Origin of the sequence: Candidatus Acetatifactor stercoripullorum, assembly GCF_944382095.1 — a bacterium.
Classification (GTDB): Bacteria; Bacillota; Clostridia; order Lachnospirales; family Lachnospiraceae; genus Acetatifactor; species Acetatifactor stercoripullorum.
In genome coordinates, this window is the sequence record NZ_CALWMU010000003.1 from 15604 (window position 1) to 40944 (window position 25341).

20 protein-coding genes are annotated in these 25341 nt (G+C 49.9%); all 20 read right to left on the reverse strand.

Translation table 11 applies throughout. The features are described from left to right. Positions 1-10: 10 nt before the first annotated feature. Positions 11-1162, reverse strand: a complete 1152-nt coding sequence (locus tag SHK35_RS01470) for a flagellin N-terminal helical domain-containing protein (protein WP_318708206.1) — start codon at positions 1160-1162, stop codon at positions 11-13. Beyond that, on the reverse strand, positions 1159-4029 hold the full coding sequence (locus tag SHK35_RS01475) for a DUF6240 domain-containing protein (RefSeq protein ID WP_318708208.1): 2871 nt from the start codon (positions 4027-4029) through the stop codon (positions 1159-1161). Before SHK35_RS01475 ends, SHK35_RS01470 begins: the two co-directional genes overlap by 4 nt. 132 nt (positions 4030-4161) lie before the next feature. After that, on the reverse strand, positions 4162-6066 hold the full coding sequence (gene glgB / locus SHK35_RS01480) for a 1,4-alpha-glucan branching protein GlgB (RefSeq protein ID WP_318704886.1): 1905 nt from the start codon (positions 6064-6066) through the stop codon (positions 4162-4164). A gap of 13 nt (positions 6067-6079) precedes the next feature. Further along, positions 6080-8833: a hypothetical protein gene (locus tag SHK35_RS01485; protein WP_318708209.1), complete on the reverse strand. Its 2754-nt coding sequence runs from the start codon at positions 8831-8833 to the stop codon at positions 6080-6082. A 143-nt stretch (positions 8834-8976) separates the two neighbouring features. Continuing rightward, positions 8977-9831: a 16S rRNA (adenine(1518)-N(6)/adenine(1519)-N(6))-dimethyltransferase RsmA gene (gene rsmA / locus SHK35_RS01490; protein WP_318708210.1), complete on the reverse strand. Its 855-nt coding sequence runs from the start codon at positions 9829-9831 to the stop codon at positions 8977-8979. A gap of 162 nt (positions 9832-9993) precedes the next feature. Continuing rightward, a complete protein-coding gene (locus tag SHK35_RS01495; protein ID WP_318708212.1) occupies positions 9994-10656 on the reverse strand; it encodes an HAD family hydrolase in 663 nt (220 codons plus the stop codon). Then, on the reverse strand, positions 10649-11770 hold the full coding sequence (locus SHK35_RS01500; RefSeq protein ID WP_318708213.1) for a DHHW family protein: 1122 nt from the start codon (positions 11768-11770) through the stop codon (positions 10649-10651). The genes SHK35_RS01495 and SHK35_RS01500 overlap by 8 nt, the downstream gene beginning before the upstream one ends. A 15-nt stretch (positions 11771-11785) precedes the next feature. Next, positions 11786-13201: an MBOAT family O-acyltransferase gene (locus SHK35_RS01505; protein ID WP_318704891.1), complete on the reverse strand. Its 1416-nt coding sequence runs from the start codon at positions 13199-13201 to the stop codon at positions 11786-11788. 12 nt (positions 13202-13213) lie between these two features. Beyond that, the gene (locus SHK35_RS01510; RefSeq protein ID WP_318704892.1) at positions 13214-13882 is read right to left on the reverse strand and encodes a DUF4358 domain-containing protein; all 669 of its coding nucleotides are present in this window, start codon (positions 13880-13882) and stop codon (positions 13214-13216) included. Between the two features lie 71 nt (positions 13883-13953). Continuing rightward, positions 13954-15465: a DUF4153 domain-containing protein gene (locus SHK35_RS01515; RefSeq protein ID WP_318708214.1), complete on the reverse strand. Its 1512-nt coding sequence runs from the start codon at positions 15463-15465 to the stop codon at positions 13954-13956. A 2-nt stretch (positions 15466-15467) separates the two neighbouring features. Beyond that, positions 15468-15683 carry a helix-turn-helix domain-containing protein gene (locus SHK35_RS01520; RefSeq protein ID WP_318704894.1) on the reverse strand — a complete coding sequence of 72 codons (216 nt, stop codon included), beginning with the start codon at positions 15681-15683 and terminating at the stop codon, positions 15468-15470. Positions 15684-15730: 47 nt separating this feature from the next. Further along, positions 15731-16222, reverse strand: coding sequence for a DUF2975 domain-containing protein (locus SHK35_RS01525; protein WP_318704895.1), 492 nt, complete (start codon positions 16220-16222; stop codon positions 15731-15733). 170 nt (positions 16223-16392) lie between these two features. Further along, positions 16393-18141, reverse strand: a complete 1749-nt coding sequence (locus SHK35_RS01530) for a glycoside hydrolase family 35 protein (protein WP_318708215.1) — start codon at positions 18139-18141, stop codon at positions 16393-16395. Then, positions 18125-18613: an acyl-CoA thioesterase gene (locus tag SHK35_RS01535; protein ID WP_318704897.1), complete on the reverse strand. Its 489-nt coding sequence runs from the start codon at positions 18611-18613 to the stop codon at positions 18125-18127. The genes SHK35_RS01530 and SHK35_RS01535 overlap by 17 nt, the downstream gene beginning before the upstream one ends. A 17-nt stretch (positions 18614-18630) precedes the next feature. Beyond that, the gene (locus SHK35_RS01540) at positions 18631-19035 is read right to left on the reverse strand and encodes an MATE family efflux transporter (protein ID WP_318708216.1); all 405 of its coding nucleotides are present in this window, start codon (positions 19033-19035) and stop codon (positions 18631-18633) included. Then, a complete protein-coding gene (locus SHK35_RS01545; protein ID WP_318704899.1) occupies positions 18996-19772 on the reverse strand; it encodes a TatD family hydrolase in 777 nt (258 codons plus the stop codon). Before SHK35_RS01545 ends, SHK35_RS01540 begins: the two co-directional genes overlap by 40 nt. A 119-nt stretch (positions 19773-19891) precedes the next feature. Continuing rightward, a complete protein-coding gene (locus tag SHK35_RS01550) occupies positions 19892-21586 on the reverse strand; it encodes a methyl-accepting chemotaxis protein (protein WP_318708217.1) in 1695 nt (564 codons plus the stop codon). Positions 21587-21806: 220 nt separating this feature from the next. Then, positions 21807-23348 (reverse strand): extracellular solute-binding protein, encoded by a 1542-nt coding sequence (locus tag SHK35_RS01555; RefSeq protein WP_318708218.1) that lies wholly within the window; start codon positions 23346-23348, stop codon positions 21807-21809. A gap of 44 nt (positions 23349-23392) precedes the next feature. Next, a complete protein-coding gene (locus SHK35_RS01560) occupies positions 23393-24259 on the reverse strand; it encodes a carbohydrate ABC transporter permease (protein ID WP_318704902.1) in 867 nt (288 codons plus the stop codon). Next, positions 24259-25200 (reverse strand): ABC transporter permease, encoded by a 942-nt coding sequence (locus SHK35_RS01565; protein WP_318708219.1) that lies wholly within the window; start codon positions 25198-25200, stop codon positions 24259-24261. Before SHK35_RS01565 ends, SHK35_RS01560 begins: the two co-directional genes overlap by 1 nt. Positions 25201-25341: the final 141 nt, after the last annotated feature.

A 25341-nucleotide genomic window follows, 5' to 3' on the forward strand; every position in this document is an offset into this window, starting at 1 on the left:
CTGCCCGCTGTCACTGCAAAAGCTGCAGCACCTGAGAGGGTCTTTCGTTGGCCTGGGCCAGCATTGAGGTTCCCGCCTGGGTCATCACCTGATAGGTGGTATAGTAAGTCATCTCCTCAGCCATATCCACATCCATAATACGGGAATAAGCAGCCGTCATATTCTCAGAGGTGACATCCAGACTGTTTACGGAGGACTCTAAACGATTCTGATAAGCGCCCAGACGCCCCCTCACCTTGGAGACATATTTGATGGCCCCGTCCAGTCTGTATATAGCGTCCCCGGCTCCTTCCTGAGTGGATACATCAATCTCCTCGATCCCCATATTTTGTAAAGAAATCGTAGGAATATCCACCGCCAGAATCTGGGTTTCGTTTGCTCCAATCTGCAGGCGCATAGCTCCGATTCCCGTAGCATCAATCACCAGTCCATTTCCGCCTGCTGCGCTGAAGGTCACTGTATTGGCGCCTCCGAAGTTTACCTCCGACACATCCAGCACCATCTCAAATCCGCCTTCTCCTTCCAGCGTAATCAGATTATCCTTAGCAGTAGCCGTGGTTCCGTCCGGGAAATCGGTTCCCAGGTTTAAACTGTCCAGGTCCACCAGATAATTGCCCGTCTCCACGCCGTCCACAATTTCCTTTTCCAGCGTGATGCTGTCAATGCTGTAGGTTTTCGCCGTTACCTCCTTGGAGTAGGAGTTTACCTTTACCTCCAGATTGTTGGTATATCCCTTGAAATCAAACTCGCCGTTCAGGAGCTTTTGTCCGTTGAATTCCGTGGTATCCGCTATACGGGTGATCTCCTCCTTCAGCTGCGCGATCTCGTCCTGCACAGTAGCCCGGTCCTCGTCCGTCATGACTCCGTTTGCCGCCTTCACCGAGAGCTCGTTCATACGCTGCAGCATTTCGCTGACCTCTGTCAGCGCCCCGTCTGCAATCTCAATAATGGATATTCCATCGCTTGCATTTTGATTTGCCACAGATAATCCTTCGATCTGCGCATTCATTCTTTTTCCCATGGCAAGCCCCGCCGGGTTGTCCTTTGCATGGTTGATTTTTAAGCCCGACGACAATCTCTCCAGCGATTTTGCCAACAGATCTTCGCTGTTGGACAGCGCATTATTGGACAACATTGCCGATACATTGTAATTAATTCTCATACGCTACCTCTTTCCTGCTGTCTGACTGCTTCTAAAAATGTCTTGGCGATCCGGTACAGCTGCCCGTTATCGGCAGACACCCCCTCGCCAGATATCTCCTGTTCTTCTGTCATGTCCGGCCCCTTGCCGGCATCCTGCACAACAGACACCTTCTCCATGATCCAGTGTCCGGAGGCCTCTTCTGTGAATGTATCGGCAATTTTCTGCAGTTTCGTAACCTCTGTTTTTTCATTTCCCGCAACATATGCCGTAATTTTTTCATTTGCCAGCCAAAAATCTGCGTGCAGGGTCTCTTCCTCCGAAAACCGGCAGGTAACGGAAACCTTCCCTTTTTCCGGCCCATTTCTTTCCACCGTCAGGCGTATTCCCGTCAGTTCTTCTCCCACATACATGGAGAAAAAGTATTCCTCCTGCCTTGCAAGCTTCTCCGCCAGGGCAAGCTGTCTGTGTGCCAGCCTGAGCTCTCTGACATCCACACTGCTTACCGCCTCCTGCAAGGCTTCCTCCACTTCTTTGCCGGTCTCTTTTACGAGCTTTTGGTATTCCCCGGAGAATTCATCCTTATCCTCCAAGGTTTCCCAAAGTCCGTCCGCCAAAGACTTCATTTCCGCCATTTCCTCGCCATTTCCAGTCCCCTTTCTGCGGGCGCTGTAAAAAAGCTCTCTATTTTGTAAAAGCGCCTGGGCCGCCAGCAGATTGTGTACACTGGGCGTGGTCTGCCCCTTCTGCAAAAGCGCCACACACTCATTCTCCGTCACCGCAAAGCTCCGAAGCTGTTCCAGCTTCTGCCTCCTGTACTCCTGCGCGTTGTCCGTCTCCTGTGACACTTCTGTCACAATATCTCTCACATCCCCCGCAAAGGCCCTGGCGATCTGCTCTGAGATACTCTCACCCTTTTGAATCACCTGTTCCAGCCGATCCTGGGCCTTCACGTCCAGATGTCTGAATTTTCCGCTTCTGACTGCAGAAAGGAGATTTTTCAGGTGAAGCTGGGCCTGGCTGTTTACCAGCGCTCCAACCACGGCGCCGTCGGATTTTTCAATCTGACGCAGCAGCCGGTAAATACCGATATAGGTCTCTCTTTCGTCTTCGGTAACGGCTTTGTTTTTTTCCAATCCGTATAGAAAGCGGCTGTAGCTTTCCGCAGTCTCCTCAAAATCCTCCGGAAGCCCGGAAAAATATTCTTCCAGCTCCGGCAATGTCTTTTCCAGCGGATTGATTCCATCCCGGATCATCTGAAGCACTGCCGCAGGCTTCATCTTCTCAATCACAGACTGCACCTGTTCATCGGCCGCCTTCACAAGCTCTATGTTCTTTCCCGTAATTTCCATGCGGTTATAGCCCAAGATGCGCACCGCTCTTCTGTTTTCGTCCGTAAGCTCATAAGAAAGCTCCAAGAGCAGCTCATCCACATTGGCAAACGCCTTCTGAATGCTGTCCCCCATATCCCCCCTGGGTGAAGTCATCAGGGCTTCATAGCTCTCCCCGGCTTTTTCATAGACCGCTTTGGCCGCCTTTCCCTGTTCATAAATCTCCGTCAGAGACGTCTGGCTCTCTTGAATACTTAAGGGGCCCAGAATCCGTGCCGGCATGGCGGGCAGCTGCGCTATGACTTCATTGGTATCCCGATACAGACGATATTTTGTAAGGGGTTCCTCCTCCCCCGGAAAATACGTCCCGGCCAGCTTTGCCTCGGCCTCCCTGAGAGCCTCCACCAGCTCCTCCATGGGCGCCGTATCAATGGAAAATCCGCTTTTTAACAGCTTCACATTCACCTCCGCCGTCATGCGAAGGCGTATCTCCTCCAGCTGTCTTCTGGCTGTGACGCTGTCGCCAAGCTGCTTCGGCGACAGATTTTCATAATAGGACAAAACCTCCGCCGCTCTGTGATAGATATCCTCGCTCCGGCCAAGATTTCCAAATACAGGCTCCTTTCCCCCGGATACCGCTTCCGCTGCCGCTGCTGCAAAGGCCTCCTCTGTGACTGGCACAGGGACTGTCTCCAGCATTTGCACTCTCTGGAGATTTTCCGCCGTAAGAGGGAGCGATCTGTCCAAAAGCCATCCCGCCATTTCACGGCTGTGCTCATTTACAGAAAATCCGGCTTTCTCAATCACCTTGTCCGCCTGGGCCTGCAGTTCCTCCATATGGGGAGTCTGTGCGCTCTGAGCATAATAGCCCTTGATTTCTTCTGCGTAATATTTCGGTCCTATCCTTTTGGGCCCTTGCTGCAGGGAGCTTTCCTTTCCCTTTGCGCCGCTGCTTTGTGCCAGATACACATTCCATATCTCCGGCTCCATGGCATTTTCCACCAGGTAGCTCCGGGTGCCTGCATCCAGGTCCGTAAGGTTAGAGGCCATGTTCCACGCCTCTTTCACGCCTTCTATATTTTCAGCCGTCAAGGGCAGATCCGCCTCCCTAAAGCTGTGGGAAACGGCCCTTGCCAGTGTATCGCTGCCCAGCGCCGCCGCCAGCGTGTCCATGTCGATATCATCCGTATAGCCAATGATATTTTGTCCCGAGCGGGCCAGCTGCGCCTTGATCTTGTCCAAAATGGTCACTGCTTCCTCAGGGTCAAGGCTTTCAAAATGAAAGCCCTCCTCCTCCAGCCGGGCATAGTCCTCCTGAGACATGGTGTGTGACAAAAGGGTTCTATAGTCCTGCTGTACGGAAACATCCTTGACCTGAGCCTCCTGTCTGAATTCTGCCCAGGACTTTTTTTCCCCGCTTCCCAGAAGCCTGTTTTCTCCCGGCAGAAGAACAGCCCCGTAAACGCTGTCTGCTTTTTTTGCCGCGTCGGCGGTCCTTACTTGAGTCTGCTGCTTAACACTCTGTTCTGCCTCAGCTGTTTGAAAGGTAATCTTCATATAGGTGCACTCCCCATTCTATGTTCAAAACATTATATGCTTAACAAAAAGGCAAGCGTTTCTTTACGCTTACCTTTTATTTCGGTGCATATAACCGGATTCTTAACCCCGGGGCTTTTTCTTTCCTCTCCCTCAGAATAGAAACACTGCCGCTCCATAAGGCGGAAGATCAAAGCTGATGGAATAATTTTGATAGTGAAAGGGCTTTTTCTGAGCTGTGAGTTCCCTGGGAATTTCATTCCCCCATCCGCCGAACCGCTCCTCATCACTGTTTAGCAGCAGACGATACTTTTTCTTTTTGGGAACCCCAACCACGTAATTCTCACGCTTTACAGGGGTCATATTCAGCACAAACAGAAGATTCTGGGTGCCTGTGGAGGACCGTCGCACAAAGGCGTAGGTGCTCTGCTCTGCATCGTCGGCGTTCATCCACTCAAAGCCCGCCCAGCTGTTGTCCAGCTCGTGAAGCGCCGGGTACTTCCGATACAGCAAAAGAAGCTCCTTCATAAAATCATGGACGCCTTTATTGTATTTTTCTCCCAGAAGGAACCAGTCAAGCTCCCTCTCTTCGCTCCACTCTCTTTCCTGTCCAAAATCCTGTCCCATAAACAGCAGCTTTTTGCCGCTGTGGCCGAACATGTAGGCATACCCGACTCTGAGATTTGCGTATTTGTCCGCCGTATAGCCAGGCATTTTGTTTACCATGGAGCATTTTAAATGAACCACCTCATCGTGGGACAGAGGGAGGATATAATTCTCGCTTTCATTGTAGCTCATGGCAAAGGTCATGGCATGGTGACAGCCCTTCCTGTAAATGGGGTCCAGCTTCATATATTCGCAGAAATCGTGCATCCATCCCATATTCCACTTAAAGGAAAAGCCAAGTCCCTCTCCTCCGATGTCGCCCGTCACATTAGGCCAGGCTGTGGACTCCTCGGCTATGGTGAGAAATCCCGGATAGGTTCCCCGGACCACTGAATTCAAATGTCTGAAAAATTCAATGGCTTCCAGGTTTTTATTGCCGCCATACTTATTAGGCACCCACTGCCCCTCCTGTTTGCCGTAATCCAAATACAGCATGGAGGCCACTGCGTCCACACGGATACCATCCACATGAAACTCACGAAGCCAGAATAAAACGTTGGCAATCAGGAAATTTTTTACCTCGGGCTTCCCGTAATTGAAAATCTTGGTTCCCCAGTCAGGGTGCTCTCCCAGCCTGGGATCGGGATGCTCATAGATACACTGCCCGTCAAATTCAGCCAGGCCATGGGCGTCTTTGGCAAAATGGGCCGGCACCCAGTCAAGGATTACTCCCACTCCCGCTTTATGGAGCTCATTCACAAGATACATGAAGTCCTTGGGCGTCCCGTACCGGGAGGTGGGCGCATAGTAGCCTGTCACCTGATATCCCCAGGAACCGTCAAAGGGATGCTCCGCAATGCCCATCAGCTCCACATGGGTATACTTCATCTCCTTCAGATATTCCACAATCCGCGTTGCAAATTCCCGGTAATTGTAAAAGCCCTCAGTTCCGTCGGGATGCTTCATAAAGGAACCGATATGACATTCATAAATGGCCATTGGCTCCTTGTTCATGTCCTTTTCATCCCGCTTGCTCATCCACTTTTCGTCCTTCCAGGCAAAGCCGGAAAGGTCCGTGATCACCGAAGCGGTGCCCGGGCGGTATTCCGCCTGATTTGCAAATGGATCCGCCTTATACAGCTTCCTTCCGTCTGCGGCTGTAATCAGAAACTTATACATTTCCCCTTCTGCCACGCCGGGAATAAACAAGGCCCAGATGCCTCCCTCTCCCAGCTTTTCCATGGAATGGGCTTCCTCATTCCAGCCATTGAAGGAGCCGATCACATGAACCGCCTGGGCATTTGGCGCCCACACCCCAAAGTAAACGCCCTCCACCCCGTCCTCACAGGACAGATGGGCTCCCAGCTTCTTGTAAATGTCATAATGGGTTCCCTGGGCAAACAAGTACTGATCTGCCTCGGAAATAAAAACTTTGCCCTCTGCTTTTGTCATTCCCCCACCTCCATCAAACAAAATCTTTTTCAGTCAAGATAATCATATCCTCGTCATCGTAGCGCCTTGCAAAAAGAATATCAAGAAAATGTCCCAAAGTTTTCCTGTTGGCATGACGAATGGCTTCATCCACAATGTCCTTGACCTCCATGGCCGTCACCACATGGTCTATAGTCTGCATATCCTCAATGCGTGTGTGCAGCGCAAGAATCCCCAGCTCATCAATGGAATATTCCATTTCCCGGGCGTACTTCCTTCCAAAGGCCACCAGCGTATCATTGCTCAAGGCCTCCACATCCATCCGGCAGGGGAAGCACTCGGAAAGCTCCTTCTGTCCCTCCAAAAGCTTATCCACAGCCTTTTTCGTGTCCTCCAGGATCACAATAATGCCTCTGGCTTCCTTCTGCAGCGCCTTGTGCAGTGCTTTTGCGGTTTCCCCGCTCATGCCTGCGGCCTTCTGGATAATCAGCGCGCCGTTTTTCAAATGATCCAGCGTTTCCTCTACATTTTTCCGATTCAGGGCCTGGCCGGATATCTTCGCAACCTTTCCGGAAAAATTGCTGTCCGTCATCTGTACTTCCCGGATCATATTCTTTGCCAGAGTCAGCGTGTCCATGCCCTCTTCCCCTGTAATGATCACATTGCCCGTATAGGGGGCCATACTGATGCCGTCAATGGCCTTCACCAGCTGTTCTCTTGCGGATTTGCTCTGGATAAAGGACGCATACAGCTCCTTTTCCTCCCTTGTAAGATTTCTTATCTTTGCCCGATCTCTCTCCACCTCAGGTCTGGAGGGCTTCTCCTCCTCTTCCTGAACGGCTTCCAAAATCTCCTCGGGCTCCCGGGGCTCTTCCAAAGGCTCCTCTGCGTCCTCTTCGGGTGCCTCCTCATAAAGCTCCTCCGAAACCTCTTCGGGTGCTTCCTCATAAGGCTCCTCCGAAACCTCTTCAGGCGCCTCCTCATAAGCCTCCTCTGAAACCTCCTCGGGTGCCTCCTCATGAAGCTCCTCTGAAACCTCCTCGGGTGCTTCCTCATAAAGCTCCTCTGAAACCTCTTCGGGCGCCTCCTCATAAGGCTCCTCCGAAACCTCTTCGGGCGCTTCCTCATAAGCCTCCTCCGAAACCTCTTCGGGCGCTTCCTCATAAGCTTCCTCTATGACCTCCGGCTCCTCTGTATCCGCCTTTTCTCTTTCCAGCTTTTCCAGCAATCCGTCCCTCACCGAAGCCTCAAACTCCGTAAACATGTTTCCGGTTTGCTGCAGCACATGCCGGCGGACTTCCTCCTTGCGCTTTTCCTGGTTTTCCTTTTTCATGCGCTCCCATTCCGCAAGGACATCCTCAATGTTCATCTGGCCCGTTATCTGCTTTTCCACCTGCTCGCTTTCGGGCAGCACAAAGCTGATCTGTCCGTCCGTCTCCTGGGAAAGCACCTCCGCCATTTCTTTGGGCGGCTCCGCCTGCATAACCTGCTGTACAGGTTCTCTTTCCGAGCGCATCTGCTCCATCACCATCTGACCAGTGACGTCCGGCTCCCCATCTACGGGCGGCTCCTGCTCAGGCTCCGTGGCTGTATTCTGCTCAGATGCCGTGACTGTATTCTGCTCAGCCGCCGTCACGGTCTTGAATGAAGCCGCAGGCTCAGACTCCGGCTCTGTCTGCGCCTGTGCCTGGTTTTCCAAGTCTGCAATTTCCCCGGTTTCTCCGAAAAACACTTCCGAGGATTCCATCTGCTCTTCCTCTGGCTCCAAGGCAGCCTCCGCCTGTACGTGGACCCGCTCTTCCCCCAGCACCTCTCTTAGGCCGGCTGCCAGCTCCTCCTGCAGATTGATCGTGTTATACTGTCCCACATCCATGGTCTTTACATGAATGTCCATATCCTCCGGCTGCCTGTTTTCTTCCTGAACCTTTTGGTTCTGAACCTCCTGGTCCTGGGCCTCCTGGGGTTCTCCCTCTAAAATACCTTCCTGTACCGCAGGATACTCCCGGGTATTCCCATAGTCCTGGACTGCTTCATAGTCTTGGACAGTTTCATAGTCCTGAACAGTTTCATATCCCTGGGTGCCTCCATAGCTTTGAAGGTTTTCGTCGCCCTGCTCCCCAGGGTATTCCTCCTGCTCCTCTTCGGCATTTGGGATCTGTATCTCCGGTGCCTGCCCATCAAACCGATGGTCGTATTTCTCCTGCTGCTCAGGGCTCAGAGGCTGATGAAGCATTTTAAGCTCCATGGCCTTAATCACATATTTTCCCTCTCCAAACCAGAGAATCAGCTCATCACATTCTTCCACGCACCGGGTAGCAAGCCCTACCCGGTGATATAGGTAGGCCAGTTCATAAGCCCACTTTTCCCGGTAATCTCTTTTTTTCAGCTCCTCCAAAACCTCAATGCGTTCTTCCAGACTCACATCCTGCGCCTCATACAGCTTGTACTGCAGAATGTAGCGCCCCGGATCCTTGGGCGCTATCTGCACAAATTCCTTATAATACTCTATGGCCTGCAGATATTCCTCCATTTTGATGGAAAGCTCACACAGAGAATAGCAGATGGTCCTCCCACCCGGACGGCGCTCATATGCCAAAAGAAGCATATCCCTGGCATCCTCATATCTGCGGTTTATTTTATATAAGTCGCTGATGGTGCACAGCATCATCACACTTTTGACTCTCCGCCAGTCAATGGTGTCAGCAATCTCTGCCGCCTGGGCATAATCCCCCTGTGCTATCAGCTCCTTGATTTCATCTGACCTTACTTTATATTCATACTTATCCAAGGTATTCCGCTCCCTTTTTGGTCTTTGGTTCGTTGTTTTCAGACTTTCCCGCTTTTCTCCCTAAGTTTATCATAGTACCCTCTGATATGTCAAAATAAACGAAGGAAAAATTGCCTTTGCAGCGTAACAATTCACCCCACGCCCTACAGCAGATTATTCAGTCTGGCAAATTGTTCCAGAGAAAGAGACTCGCCCCGGATCGTGGGGGAAAGTCCCATCTGCGCAAGCGCCTCAAAAACCTGTTCCTTGGAAATATGTAGCTCCCCCGCATTTCCCAGACTGTTTACCAGGGTCTTTCGCCTCTGGTTAAAGGATGCTCGAATCAAGGCAAACATTCTGGCCTCGTCCTTTGTCTGTACAGGAGGCCTCTCATGACGCAAAAGCCGCACCACCGCGCTGCCCACACTGGGTCTGGGAATAAAGCAGTTTGGCGGCACATTGGCCACCACCTCCGCCTTCGCATAATACTGCACTGCAAGGGACAGGGCCCCGTAGTCCTTGGTTCCGGGCTGCGCCTGCATACGCTCTGCCACCTCCCTCTGCACCATGACAGTGATGCTTTTTAACGGCACCTGCTTTTCAAACAATCCCATGATAATGGGGGTGGTAATATAATAGGGAAGATTGGCCACTACCTTTATGGGCCTGCCTCCATTTTTTTCCTGCACCAGCTGATTGATATCAAATTTCAGGATGTCCCCGTGAATCACAGTTACATTGGAATAATCACAAAGGGTCTCCTCCAGAATGGGAATCAGCGCTCTGTCAATCTCCACTGCGGTCACTGTCCCGGCTCTCTCCGCCAAGTACTGGGTCATGGTGCCAATCCCCGGGCCAATTTCCAGCACACAGTCCTCTTTTGTAATCTCAGAAGCGGATATAATCCTGTCAAGCACCCTTTCGTCGATCAGGAAATTCTGCCCGAATTTTTTCTGAAAATGAAAATTATATTTTTGCAGCACTGCTATGGTATTCTGCGGTATTCCTAAATCTGCCATTGTAATCCTCATTTCTGAGCGACTCGTCGCGAAGAGGCGACGCAAATATCAAATTTGCGTCTGCCATCACAACTATTTGTTTTCGCTCAGAAACAAATAGCTGTGTGAAAAATCAGCACATCAGTGTGATTTTTCACACTAATATCTCCTGATATTGCACGTTTATCGATTAAAGTATCCCATAACCTGGGTCAGGTTTTCACAGATCAAAAAGCAAAGTCCTCTGATTTCCTCATCGGGCTCTATCAGATCCGGCACCATGATAGGCCTTAAGCCCGCTGCTGCGGCAGCGCGGATTCCGTTGGGGGAATCCTCAATGGCATAGGTCTCCTCAGGCCTGGCTCCCAGCTTTCTGCAGGCCAGCAGGTAAATGTCGGGCCTGGGCTTGGAATGCTGCACCATATCGCCCGATACGATCACAGAAAAATAGTCAATCAGCCGGGCCTGCTTTAAATGGCTGACCACAGAATCATACCTGGAGGAGGACGCCAGTCCCAAGCTGTATCCTGACTGCTGCAGATAGGGCAGAAGTCTTTTTGCTCCTTCCTTTATGGGCAGGCCGTTTTTTTCGATCTCCTCCCAAAACCACTCAGAGACCTGTCTGCGGAATTCCTCATAGGGAAAGGATTTGTCCGGATAATCCCGCTCATACGCGTTTAACACAAGCTCTCTGGTATCACTGCCGTTTAAGCCGATACACTGTCTGGATATCTCCTCTATTCCACGAATGCCTGCCTTTTCCCCGACCCTGCTCCATCCCTCCATGCACAGTCTTTCCGTGTCAAACAATACGCCGTCCATATCAAAAATCACTGTTTTACTCATAGTATTGAAAATCCTCCAGAAAATGAATGCAGTTATACACCACCAGCACATCCATTCCCCCCTCCGGCTCATATGTGTGCATAAACTCATAGAGACTGCCGTTTAAATAACGCAGGTCCACCACATAGATGGTCTGGTAATGGGGGGTCAAAAGGGGAATCAGGCTGTTGGCGTAGGAGTCTTTTATGACAAAAAGCGTTTTTCCGTTGCGATAGCTGGTGTGTATCTCCGTAAAGGCATGGTTATCATCCAGGAAAAATCCATATTTATTTTTCGTCTCCAGATAGCTCTCCTGATAATAGGTATCCATAGTCTCCTCAAAATCGTAGGTGACTGTCACCGGACGCTTGATGGTCTCGGGGAAATAGGTAATTTCGTCCCCCTTCATGGGAAGATTCAGACGGGAATGGAGGGTTCCCAAAAAATCCTCCGAAGCCGTGCGCATACGGGAAACACTGTAGTCATAGGGCCTTACTCCCAAAGCCTGTGCCCAGGCAGAGTATCCATAATAGGCCCCCAGACTGGTCCAGTGATGATCTGTGCGATAATAGATTTCCTCCCGGGAATGCTCCTTCAGCACAGAAAAAACGTCAATATAATGGCTTTCCCCGATCTGCTCCTCCACATAAGCCAAAAGCGCCTCCTGGTCATAATAGGCAGCATTTGCGGGAAGCTTGTCTGTGAGCACGTTATCTGCAGTGGGTACAAGCATCACCTTGGCATTCCAGTCATGTACCAGTTTTTCCAAGAGCGCCGTCCTTTTGGTGACCTGCACGCTCTCATACGCCGAGGGGAGATGCTGCTCAATCAGATAACCATCCTGCCCGAGATAGACACCATTGATGTCCTTCTTCTGCATGAGAATGTCCGAGGCAGTCTTGATACCGATCCACTTATCCCTGCCTACAAACTGATCCGTAATGTATTCCTCATAAGCCGCGCCGAATTCTCCGCTTTTTACGCTCTCCTGGGAAAACTCCGGTCTGGAAGCCAAAACACGGTTTTCTGTCTCAGAATAGATTCTATCGCCGTTGAAAAGATCCGCCGCCGTAAACACGAGCAGCATGGCGCAGATAATGGCAACTGTCAAAATGGCATTTCTCTTCTCGTCCATAGCCTCCTCCTTTCGCTAAAACCGAAAATACAAAAAAGGATTGTAGCTTGCATCTACAATGTACGCCACCGACAAAAGAAGCAGCAGGGGAGGAATTACCTTTTCCCCCAGACGGTACAAGGCTATGGCATAGCCTGTGCGGTTTTTTTCCAGTTTTTTGAGAATCGCCCCAATAAAGGGGGTTGCGCCAATGGCCGCAATAGCGAATAAAAGCAGATATTCTCTTCCCAGATATAGCCCTTGTCCATCAAACAGCACGCCGCTTCCGGCTCCAAACAGAGCCTTGAAAAATCCTCCCGCCTGTGAGAGAGAATCCAGCCCGAACAAAACCCAGCCAAGCAGCACCGCCAGACAGGTATAAATCCTTCCGAAGGCCTTTGGAAGCTTTGAAAGCACTTTGCCAAGAAACAGCTTTTCCAAAATCAAAAGAAGCGCAAACCAAAGTCCCCAGGCAAGAAAGCTGATATCCGCACCGTGCCAGATGCCGGTAAGGGCCCACACAATCAGGATATTCACAAGCTGTCTGGAAAGTCCCTTTCTGTTGCCTCCCAGCGGGATGTACACATACTCCCGAAACCAGCTGCTTAAGGTGATATGCCATCTGCGCCAGAATTCCGAAACGGAGGCGGATATATAAGGATAATTAAAATTTTCCGGGAAGGTAAATCCCAGACAGGCCCCCAGCCCTATCGCCATATCGGAATATCCCGAAAAATCAAAATAAATCTGAAAGGCAAAGGCAAAAATTCCCAGCCATGCCGTGAGTACGCTGATTTCCCCGTAATTCATAGCGGAAACTTCCGTCCACAGCACCCCCAGATTGTTGGCAATCAGCACCTTTTTAGCAAGACCCGCCACAAAGCGCTTAACCCCTGCGCTTATCTGATACAAATCGCTTTTATGCCGGTGCAGCTGCGCCTCCACCTGACGGTATTTCACAATGGGTCCTGCAATGAGCTGCGGGAACATGGTCACAAAGACGCTGAAGTCCAGAAGGTTTTTCTGCACTTTAGCCTCCCCGCGGTAAACGTCGATGGTATAGGACATGGTCTGAAAGGTGTAGAAGGAAATCCCGATGGGAAGCGGAAGCTCAAGCAAGGCAAAGCTTGTACCCGCCAGCGCATTCACCGTGCCGATAAGAAAGTCCGCATATTTAAAAAATCCCAGCATCAAAAGATTTATCACAATGGAGGAAATCAGCAGAAAGACTGACACCCTCCTGTTTCTGTACTTGTCGATCAAAATGCCGTGAATATAGTCTGACAAAATGGAAAACAGCATCAGCACAATGTACACCGGCTCGCCCCAGGCATAAAAAATCAGGCTCCCCAAGAGGAGGATGAAATTTTTCATCCTCTGGGGAACCAGAAAGTAACAAATAAAAAATGCGGGCAAAAACCGAAATAGAAACAAAATGCTGCTGAATACCATTTGAATGCTCCATTAACGCTCTACGTTTTGGCCGATTATCTCAATCACCAGCTCATTCTGCTCCTGGCAGTGAGTAATCACAGCCTCCTCGCCGCTTTCTGAAACGGCAGTGGTATCTGCGCCAAGCTGGACAAAGCAGACGTAGCTGCCGATCCTCTCAATTCTGGACGCCTGAATCTTTCCCAGATTCATGGGGTACTGCATTGTATCGTTCACCAGATGATCCCGGTATGTGTTCAATGCTTCCTCCACTTCATCTACCTTATCACTTTTTGCCTTGATAATCAATAAAGTATCCACATTTGTGCTGATCATTGGCATTTCACCCATGTAATCATCATACAAATCCGAGGCAATGCCAAAGGTATCCTCCAGCATTTGGGGAGTGATTGCCGTATTGGGCCAATAATTTTCCCCCAATGCGTCCACTATGGCATCCCGGACAGCAGTCATTTCCTGGCTCCAGCCTTCCACCGTGTCCAGATTGTTTTCTTCCGTCTCCTGAAATTCCTGAGTGGAGGACAGTCCCGTCTCCTGAGTTGGGGCAGTTTCCGAAGCAGACTGTGTGGCGCTTTCCGTATTCTGCTGGGAGGTCTCCCCCGTCTCCGCATTTTTGTCGCCGCAGGCTGTCATGGCAAATGCCAGCACGCAGGCAGTCAGCAAAAAACGCAATTTTTTCATAATGAAACTCCTTCCTTATGTTGGTGGTCTTAGTATACCCCATTCTCTCAGAAAATTCCAAAGAACCTTTCTTAAAAAAAGTTTATATCCTCCCCGTATTTTTCCAAAGTTTTCCCTGCAATAAACCGTGAGAGGTTAAAGGTTCTGAGGGAGCCTTCCGAAAGCCTCTCGGAAAGTCCGTCCACATATGCGTCACGGCCCGTGGCTTTCATATAAGGAACCAGCACCGGGGCGGCGTCCGCGCTCAGGGAGGACAGATAGCCGAAATCTATCTGCTCCGTCTTCTGGGACGCCTCCTTCAGATTTACTTTTGCGATGATATAATCCGGATGACTGAAGGATAAAAGTACATAGCATATGGTCACCACAACCACGCTGTAGCGAAACAGCCCGAAGCGCTCCCGGAAAATACCCACAATCACACCTGCAAACAAAAGAAACAATACTGCCAAGGTCCAAAGCACAAGGATACGCAGAAAGGTCAGGTCATAGGACTGAATGTACAGGAGCATCCGCATTGCGCTGGAGGCGATCATCACAAAGGTGCAGAGGGACATGACTGTCAATATAACTCGAAGCAGAGCGCTTTCCCGAAAGAAACTCAAGGTGAACAGCACAATCACCAGGTTTAAAATACTCACTACAAGCAGCTGAAAAAATCCCTCTCTGGCATATTCCGCATAGGTGTATCCTTCGGGAAGCTGCATTTTCCCAAGAAACAGGCCAAAAATCTGGACCCCGCAGAACAAAAGGTAAATCAACGATAAAAGTCCCGTAACGGTAATGGCCAAAACCGGCTCTCCCTTTCTCTTGTCCTTTACCTCCTCGCTTATGGTGTGCCTGCAAAGATAAGCAAGCAGAAGATAGCTTGCAAAGAACAAAAAGAGAATGCGAAAGGTCACGTTGAACACATTTGCCGGCTGTATCCAGTCTGTGAGGCTTTTCATCATCTGGCCAAACACTGCGTCCGCGCTGCTTAGAAGAGCTGTTATAAGCAAAAGCAGGGGCACGGCGGCGGCTGCCCCAAGAAGGACAAACCATATCTTATTGTTTTTCCCCTTTTTGCGCAGATACTCCGCCCCGTCCCGGAAGGGGCGGTCAAGCTCTCCAATGCTGCAAAAAATAAGCTGCAGGATGCTTCCTAAATATTTTCCAAGCTTCCAGCCCGAGGTATCATAAAACTGCTTCAGAAGAAGGCTCATCATCAGCAGAAAAATCCCCGTCTTATTCAGAGAAATGATCCTGGAATCGTCGGTGCAGAAGGTGGACACGGAAAGGAGCGCCATCCCCGCCATATAAAAGACGCTGCCTTTTTTTAAGGAAATCTCCAGTTTTGATAAGCATAAGCAAAAATACAAGAGACTTCCTGCCACGAAAAAAGGGAAGGTGATCCCCGACCCGTTACGAAACATGCAAAAGGCGTAAAAGACCGCATAGACAAAGGTTGCCGGACCAAAAAAGCCAAAATTCCTTTTCAGATTTCCTGTGTGTCTGGCCGCAGCGCTTTGCGCCGCCGCATTCTGCGCCATGCCGTTTTGTGCTTCCTGATTTTGTACAGAAACGTTTTTATCATTCATATCCATGTCTATCCCTCCTGATCAGGCACATACTCCAGAATATCTCCCGGCTGACAATCCAGCGCTCTGCAGATAGCCTCCAGAGTAGAAAACCGTATCGCCTTTGCTTTGTTATTTTTCAATATAGATAAATTGGCCAGCGTAATATCCACCTCTCCGGAGAGCTCCGTGAGATTCTTTTTACGCTTTGCCATCATTACGTCCAGATTTACAATAATCGCCATATCCGCCAGCCTCCGCCTTTTTCATAGCACATGTTATCAACCCTTTATTATATGGTGAGGTCATTTTCCTCCTTGTAGCGCACAGCCTCCTCAAACACCATGGCCAGGACCTTGCTGAACAGCCCCGCTATCACAAAGACAAAAACCACCACCGCCATGGCAATGGTCAGATAGACAATACTGCGCACCACGGACATTCCCGCGATAAAAAAGCTCCAGTTACCCATTTTTCTAAGGCTCGCCACATTTTCCATGACAAAGCAGTTTTCCTCCAAAACTGTGGAAAAAATCTTGCGCAGCTCACCGATGAGCACAATGGCGGACACTCCCAGCACAAAATAGATGATCACATTCTCTTCATAGTAATCCATAAGTCTGGGAAGATATTTCCCCGCCAGCCTGATACTGAAGGGCAGGGACGCCGTCACCACCATGCCGCCAAAAAACATAATATCCAGCAGAAGCTTCGTCCACCTGGTCAAAAGCTGTTTTTGCCGTTTCAGGTTTTCTTGTTTCGTCAAATTTTTTTGCTGTTTCATACAGATACCCCCATCTGTTTTCCTGATTTCCAGTTCAATATAGCACCTTGGAAAACGATTGTCAATATATTTTTATTGATATTCGATATATTTTTATTAAAAAACGAGCAGGCATTGTTGTCTGCCTGCTCGTTTTTTCCGCTTCCTTTCTTATGCCTATTTTTGATTCTTCACCCAATATCCGGCTCGTCTGCCAGCGTGATGGTTTCTGCCGCCTTTCCATCCGTTTCAAAAATCACAATGCGGTTTTCACCGGTTTTAAGCAATGGCCCGGGCAGATACAGCCTTTTCTGGGGGCCGATCTCCCAGAATCTTCCGATGTTGAAGCCGTTTACGAAAGCACAGCCCTTCCCCCAGCCGGAAAAATCCAGAAAGGTATCTCCCGGCTCCTCCACCGAAAAGGTAAACTCATAAAAGGCCGGGGTGTTTTCCAGATAATCCCCCTCAAAATCAACGTGCTCCACATTGTCAAGGGGCAAGGGATACTGCTCCCAGCCGTTGTGCATATGTTCGTTGATCTGCACACACTGATCAATGCCCTTGCGCTGTTTCTCCATGCGGGGGCCAAAATTCACACGGCCCATATTTTCCACCAGAATGTCCAGCACTGCATTTTCTCTGATGGAAAGCTTTAATTCCCTCTCCTCTAAAAGCTCCCTGTCATAGAGCACTGCTGCGGGAACATTGTCCACCAGAATATTGGCCCTGTCGTTTGCTCCCCATAATCTGATCTTGTTCAGATTTTCCTCTGTATGCAGTATGCTCCGGTAAAGAATATATCCATAATTTTGTCCCAGGCGCTCCATGGACTGGGGGAACGGACTTTTCACCGGACTGCTGATAGCGGCCAGTGTGGAGGTCAGGCTCACTTTCCTTCCCACCTTCAGGGTTCCATAATTTTTTCTCTCTATCCTTGTGGAAAATTCCACCTTGGGAATGGGTGCATACTTCCCTATCACCTCTTTGTAACGGCGGTACTTTTCAGTGATCTGTCCGTCCTCGGTGAGCACCCCGTCATAGTCATAGGAGGTCACATCCGGGGTCAGCTCCTCGTAATAATTGGAACCGTTCATAAAGCCAAAATTGGTGCCGCCCTCAAACATATAGATATTTACGTGCCCCATCTGCAGCATCGTATCCAAATCCTTCACGCTTTCCTCCAGATTACCCGTCTTATGCCCGCCGTTTCCCCAGTAGTCAAACCAGCCCACCCAAAATTCCGTGCACATCAGAGGGCCTGTCTTTGCGTACTGCTTCAGCACATCGAAACGCTCCTTTGTACGGGAGCCGAAATTGCCTGTGGGCAGAGCGCCCGAAACCACACCTCCGTTCAGATTTTCGGCAAAGGGGCCGTCAGAGGTCACAAGGGGCACTGTGACTCCGTTTTTGCGCATCAGATCTCGCATTGTCTCCAAATAGCTCTTATCGTTGGCAAAATAACCGTACTCATTTTCCACCTGCATAAGAATCACAGGGCCTCCCCGGTCGATCTGCAGGTGAACCAGATGGGGCATCAGCTCTTTATAATATTCCTCCACATGCTTCAAAAAGGGCTCATAGCTCACCCGGAGGCGCATTCCATCCTCCTTGAGAAGCCAGGCGGGAAGCCCGCCAAATTCCCATTCCGCACAGATATATGGAGAGGGACGCAGAATCACATACAGCTCCAGCTCCTTTGCAATGCTTACAAAGCGCTCCACATCCAAAATTCCTTCAAAGCAGAATTTTCCCTTTTCCGGCTCGTGCATGTTCCATGGAATGTAGGTTTCCACCGTATTGCAGCCCATGGCCTTCAGCTTTTCCATGCGGTCCCTCCAATAGGCAGGCACCGTTCTGAAATAATGGAAAGCTCCTGAAATAATTTGAAAAGGCTTTCCGTCCAAATAGAAATTATCTCTGATCTCAAATGTTCTCTCCAAGGCGTTCCTCTCCTTTCTGTTTCTCAGGCTCTGTCTGCAGCTTCCTTCCCTTCACCAGGCACAAGGCCTCTTTTCTCTGACGTTCCTCCTCTTTGTCCCAGGCTGCATCCAGGATAACCTTATGAGCCTTCTTGCGTCCGGTGTCCTCCTCCACTGTCACAAAGGTAATATAGCCCGCAATGGCCCTTTCCCCTGTAATAGCCTGGACTGCCTCTATGCCCACCACCAGACTGGTGGTTCCCGCATATACTACACGACTTGTAAAGCGCACTACCTCCCCCTTTTTCACAGGTCTGGAAAAAGACATGGAATGCACATTTCTAAGCACGATCTCCTCTGTATTTCCGTGTTCACAGGCAGCGGCCGCAAAACCGGCCTCCACAAACCAGGCTGCAGCTCTGGCCGCGAAAAGTGTGCCGTGATGGTTCAAATCCTCTCCCTTCACCAGATGCAGCGTTTCATATTTCCGCATTTTTCTCTTCTCCTGTCTTAACCATGCCCCAAGGCCATTTTCTTCCACCTTCCGGTCAAATATCTTCCCACAAACAAAATCACTCGAAATACCCAGTCAAGCAGCATGGCGATCCACACCCCCACTGCCCCATAGCCCATGTTTACACCGATAATATAGCTGAATCCGATGCGGAAGGTAAACATGGAAAAAATAGACACTGCCATGGTATAGCGCACGTCGTTGCAGGCCCGGAGCATATTGGGCAGCACAAAGGACAGCGGCCACAAAAATATAGCCATACCGTTATGGATCATCACCAGGGTATACGCCAGGGCAGTGGTTTCCTCCGAAAGGCCGTAAAGCTTTAAAATCCAGGGGAGACTTAAAAGAATGATGCTGTTTATGAGGACATGCGGTACAGGCGAAGCCCATTCTCCCACACAGCCCTTCTTACCTCTTCCTCTGTCAGTCCCTTCAGGGCGGCCAGCGCTTCCACCACATAGGGAAGATAAAGAGAGCTGTTTCTTCTCCCCCTGTTGGGCTCCGGAGCAAGATAGGGGCAGTCCGTCTCCACCACAATGCGGTCTATGGGAATATACTGGGCCGCCTCCTTCAGCTTCCTTGCGTTTTTAAAGGTGATAACGCCCCCGATGCCAATATAAAAGCCCATGTCCAGAAAAACCCCCGCAGTCTCCCTGGTATAGGAATAGCAGTGGATTACGCCTCCCAAATCTCTGGCGTTTTCCGCAGTCATAATATCTATGGTATCCCTGGCCGCATCCCTGGAGTGGATCACCACCGGCAGGGAAAGCTCTCTGGCAAGGGCAAGCTGCATGGCGAACCATTCCTTTTGTATTTCTCTTTCCGGCTCCTCCCAGTGATAGTCCAGTCCAATCTCTCCCACCGCCACACATTTTTCATGGCGGCATTGTTTTCTTAACGTTTCTATGGCTGTTTTTTCCAAGCCTGCCGTCTCACTGGGATGCACTCCCAGGGCGGCGTAAATATAATCATAGCTTTCTGCCAGTGCGAGAGTCTTTTCGCAGGAAGCCAGGCTGGCTCCTATATTCACCACCCGGCTGATGCCCCGGGCGGGAAGCTCTTTTAAAAGCGCATCCCTGTCCTGGTCAAAAGCTTCGTCATCGTAATGGGCATGCGTGTCAAAAATACCCGTCACAGCACACTTCTCCTTTCTCACCGCTTAAAAATAGCAAAAAATCAGCAGGGACCTTATCTGGAGTCCCCACTGATTGTAAGTGTATCATTTCTTGTGCCTTTCGGCAATAGGCTCATTTCCTATACTTCAAAAATCTGCATGCTTCTATGCAGCTGCTCCACGCTTTCCTTCTGTTTGCGCACAATTTCCTCCACGCCCCGGATTACCTCCGACACCTGGGTCACCGAAGCAGCCGATTCCTGAGTGCTGGCCGCATTTTCCTGAGCCACAGCCGTCAGGTTCTGCACGGTATCCGTAACGTTGGCCTTTGCCTGGTTGAGCTTTTCCGTCTTATCCGCCACTCTTCCAAGGGCCTCTATCGCCTGCCCGACCTGGCCAAGCACCTGCTTTACCTGCTGATCCGTCTTTTCCACATTTGCATTCTGCTGTCCCATGATGGTCTTTACCTCATCCATGGTTTTTACAGCTCTCTCGGAATCCCCCAAAAGGGAATTGATAATCTCCTCGATCTGTCTTGCGGATTCGTTGGACGGCTCGGCCAGCTTTTGAATCTGGGCCGCCACCACTGCAAAGCCTCTTCCCTGCTCCCCGGCCCTTGCAGCCTCAATGGAAGCGTTCAAGGAAAGAAGGTTCGTTTCCTCGGCGATCTCTGTGATCAATACAGTGGCCTCCTTGATTTTCTGTGCAGAAATGTTGGTGGTGTTAGTCTGCTCATAAATCACATCAATGGAATCCTTTGTCTTTACATTGATGCTCTGCAGATCCTGCAGGGTAGACACTGCGGTTTGTCCCATATCCTGAATGCGCTTTGCGCTTTCGCTCATGGCTTCGATCTCCTCCGCCGTCTCCTCGATCATATTACCCATAATGATAATATTCTCCGTAGCCTTCTGGGTTTCTTCAGCCTGTCCTGTTGCTCCCTGGGCGATCTCCTCCACGGCCCGCTCCACCTGCTCAATATGTTCAGAGGTGATGCCTGCCTTTTCCATCAGATGGTCCGAAGCCTCATTCAGCACTCTGCTCTGTTCCTGGATACTGGAAATAATCTCCTTGAGTTCCTCCCTCAGCTGCATAATGCCGCGGCTGATATTTCCAACCTCATCCTTTCTGCTTTGCGTGGTTTTGTGCATCTCTATATTCAGCTTTCCCTTCGCCAGCTGATCCAGGGCATTGGTACCCTCGTGCAGCGTTTTCACCATTCTTCTGACCACTGCAAACAGCAAAAGGGCGCAGATCACAAAAAGGCCAATAATGACTCCGGCCATAATAGATATAATTCCGGTGATCTGGCTTTGGGCATGTTCCTGGGGCATACCTGCGAAGATCATGCCCACTGCCGTTTCCCCACTGTTATACACCGGCAGATAGTATCCAAAAAAATTCTGTCCCTCCACATTTACGCTGGTGGAGAAATACTCCTCCCCATTGCCCAGCACTCTGTCAATGACGGTCTGCCTCGCCTGTGTCCCTATCACCCGGTTCCCCTGTGCATCCACAACCGAGGTCATATATCTGGTATCTCCAAAAAATACGGTAATGTCGATATCCGCTGCATCCTTGATATTATCAGCGATCTCCACTGCCTGGCTCACATTAAAATCTCCCTTATATAAAGCATCCCCTTCTACTCGAAAATCTCCCTCATCCACATGTTCCAGGGTATCCCTCACCGATACCGCAGAGGCCCGCAGGCCATTTTCAATACTCCCCGTCATTGCACTTCCGATTCTTACATTGCCAATGAGAATCACTACGATTCCCAGGCAGAAAATAGGCAGCAGCGCCATGGTAAGAATTTTAGACTGCATCTTCATAATATTTATCCCTTTCTTACAATAATAATATAAAAAATTGATAAATATATTATAGCATTTTCGTTGAAGATGTCCATATTTTTGTAACAAGTGAAAAAAATAACGATTTCATTTTTGTAAAAATTGCCAGAAATTGCAAAAATATACAAATAATATTTTTGAATATCCAGATTTTTCCAGCAAAAAACCGCAGATGTCTATCTGCGGTTTTTGCTTCTTCTCAGCCCTCGCCGTTCATCTCTGCCAAAGCCTGATCCAGATTTAAGGCTTCGGCAGCAGCCGCATAATTGGCAAGTCCTTCTTCTACAGAAATATTACCTGTTACGATCTCCGCCACGCAGCTGTCCCTGGCAACGATCAAATCTGCCGAAATCAGGGTGTAGGTGGGAGATGCCGGCTGGAAATTCTGGGATTTGGCATTTTCCGTGGCCTTTAAGGAATCCACATAAGCATCCACATAATTCATGTTTTTGTTGTCCTCATTTAAGGGAGTGAGGCGGGAGGAAGGCAGTATATAAGCCTTGTTTAAAATGGTATTGGGGTCTGAAAGGCTGGGCAGCATCTTCACATTTTCCCCATCCTGCTCCCAGTGCACGCCTTCCACGCCAAACTCGAAAAACACCTGCCCTTCCCCGCCGTCGTGCTGGTATGCAATAAAGTATTTGAATACCTGGGCCGCCTCTTCCTCAGAAAGATTGCCGTTAATCACATGCACCGAGGGGGTGGAATAAAGATAAGCACTTCCTTCAATGGGTGGAATGCACACTACCTCTGCGTCAGGGACATTTCTCTGCAGGTTTTCCGTAAGCTGCTGTCCCCAGTTGCCCGTCCAGTAGCAGAAGGCGCCTGTAGTTCCCGACTCCCAGCCGTCTCTGCAGGTTGCGGTGGTGTTCGTGATGACCTCCATATCCAAAAGCCCCTCCGCATAAGCATCCTGCGTTCTCTGAAGGGCCGTCTTCATATTTTCCTGCTGCATGCCGTCTACCCAGACGCCGTCCACCTGGGTGATGCCGGGAACCGCCCCCTGATAGAAATCCGGAATATACTGGGCGCTCATAAGGCCAGGTGCAGTATAAGGCACAAGACACTCGTCAATTTCATCTCTGAACCTTGTGAGCATTGTAATAAATTCCTCGTAGGTGGCAGGTATCTCCATGCCCAGTCTGTCCAGCCAGTCCTTTCTCACATAGGTTCCGCAAGCCTGGGGAAACTCTCTTGGCACACCGTAAATTCTTCCATTGTAGGAGCACTGCTCCCACATGCTCTCATCCACCAGGTCATATAAGCCCGATTCCTTCACCAAATCCGTCAGATCTGCCAGAGCGCCCTCCGCCACATATTTGGGAAAGTGCTCCTCAGACAGGTCAAATACATCTGGCGCCGTGCCTGCTGCATAATCCAGCTCTATTTTTTCAATGTACTCATTGCCCGTCACATAGGTGTGCTCCAATTTAATTCCCGTAAGGCGTTCAAATTCCGCATCCCACTCCTCCTGGCCATTTTCCGGAAGCAGTCCATCATGGGAACACCAGGAAATAGATTCCGGCTTTTCAATACTGTCATAATCCAGCCCGCTGCCAGACCCTTCTGCAGATGTGCCTTCCTGGGATGTTGTGCTCTGTGTCTGTTTACTGTCCGCTGTGCTGCCGCCTGCTGTGCCGCTGTCTGTTCCACCGCAGCCCGCCAAAGTTCCCATCACAGAAAGGGCAAGGGCCGCCGCGCCGATTCTTTTCATCAGTTCTTTTTTCGATTTTTGAAGCATCTTAATCCTCCTCGTGTTGTAATGTTTTTTGTTCTATCCCCAATTCATCCCTTTACCGCTCCCAGCGTAACTCCCTTTACAAAGTACTTCTGCAGGAAGGGATACACAAACAGAAACGGCAGTATCACCACAATCACTGTGGCAGATTTGAGCATTTCCGTCCCCAGCGTGATGCTGGAGCTTCCCACCGCAAGGGTTTCCTCCAAAATCAGCGCCCTGATTTTTACCTGGAAATTTACCCAGTCCTGATCTGTAATATACAGTATAAAGTGCATATAATCATTCCACATGGCAACGGCGATAAACAGTCCCACCGACGCCAGCGCCGGCTTTGACAGGGGAAGCGCAATTCTGAAAAAGCAGCCAAAGGGACTGCAGCCGTCGATGGACGCCGAATCAAACAGCGCGTCGGGAAGTCCGTCGAAAAAGCTCCGCATCAGTATGGTATTGTAGGCCGTCACACAAACCGGCACAATCACTGCCATCAGATTATTCATCAAGCCCAGATTTTTGTAAGTCAGATAAGTGGCGATCATACCGCCGTTAAACATCATGGTGACCAAAACCGCCCGGCTGAAGAAGGCATGGCCCGGCAGCTCCTTCTGCTTAAGCCCATACGCTCCCAGGGTGGTAACGGCAAGTCCCACGATGGTTCCTGCCACAGTAGTCAGCACGGAAACCAGAAAGGGCCGGTACATTCCCGCGTTGTTCAATATGACCTTATAGGCGTCAAGGCTGAATTCCTTCGGCCAAAACCTGGTTCCCACACTGGAAGGGTCCACAGAATCCACAAACAGCTTCCACAGGGGAATCAGCATAGCCACAATCAAGAACAGCAGAAACAAGTAATCACAGATCAAAAAAACCGCTCTGGCCCGGTGACCCTTTCGAAAGGAAAATCGTTCCCGCATCAAATCACCTCCTCGCCAGTTATTTTTTTGCTCAGCTTATTACCCAAAATTACAAATCCCACAGATATCACCGATTTAAACAGCCCCGCCGCCGTGGAAATTCCGTACTGGGAGCTGGTGATACCCAGCCTGTACACATAGGTTTCAATTACATCAGATTCGTTGATCACCATAGCGTTCTGCAGCACCCACACTGGATCAAACAGATTCAGAATCTTAGCCAGATTCAGGATAAATACCACCATGATAGTGCCCGAGATGGCCGGCAGCGTAATATGCCTTACTCTCTGAATGCGGTTTGCTCCGTCCATGATGGCAGCCTCGTGCTGCTCCATATCCACTCCCGCCAAAGCAGATACATAAATAATTGCCCCCCAGCCCACTTCCTTCCACATAGAGATCAGATACAGACACGGCCTCCACCATTCCTTGTCCGCCAGAAAATAAATGGACTCCAGCCCAAGGGCTTGCAGGATACCGTTTACCATTCCTGTTTTCGGCGACAGGAACATGGTAAAAACCGAGGCCACTACCACCCAGGACATAAAGTGGGGAATGTAAACCACCGTCTGGGTCAGCTTCTTAAACCAGACACTTCGGATTTCATCTAAAAGAAGCGCAAGTCCGATACTGCCGAAGGTCACTAAAAGAAGCCTCACGCTGCTGATCACCAGCGTATTGCGGAAAGCCTGCCAAAAGCCTGCCGACGCAAACAGGTTTTCAAAATTTGTAAATCCCACAAGATTGAAATCCTGGCGAAAAGGGCTGTAATCCGTAAAGGCATAAAAGATTCCCACCATAGGGAAATAACAAAATACCAAAAGACAGCACATCAGCGGCGCCAGCATCACATAATAGGCAGCATTTTTCCGAATTCTCTTGGAAAGCGGTTTTTGAGGCATTCCTTTCAACGCCGCTTTCCCCTTCAAAGGTTTTGCCATTTTTCTCTCCTTTCCTGCGTTTTTTCTTGCTGACTGCATTATAGATGCCAAAGCCGGACGAAGAAAAGATACATTATCCCAGATACGCATTTTTGTTCCAGGGCGGTTCATTTCCCCTGAAAAATGGTTCCCTGAAACGGA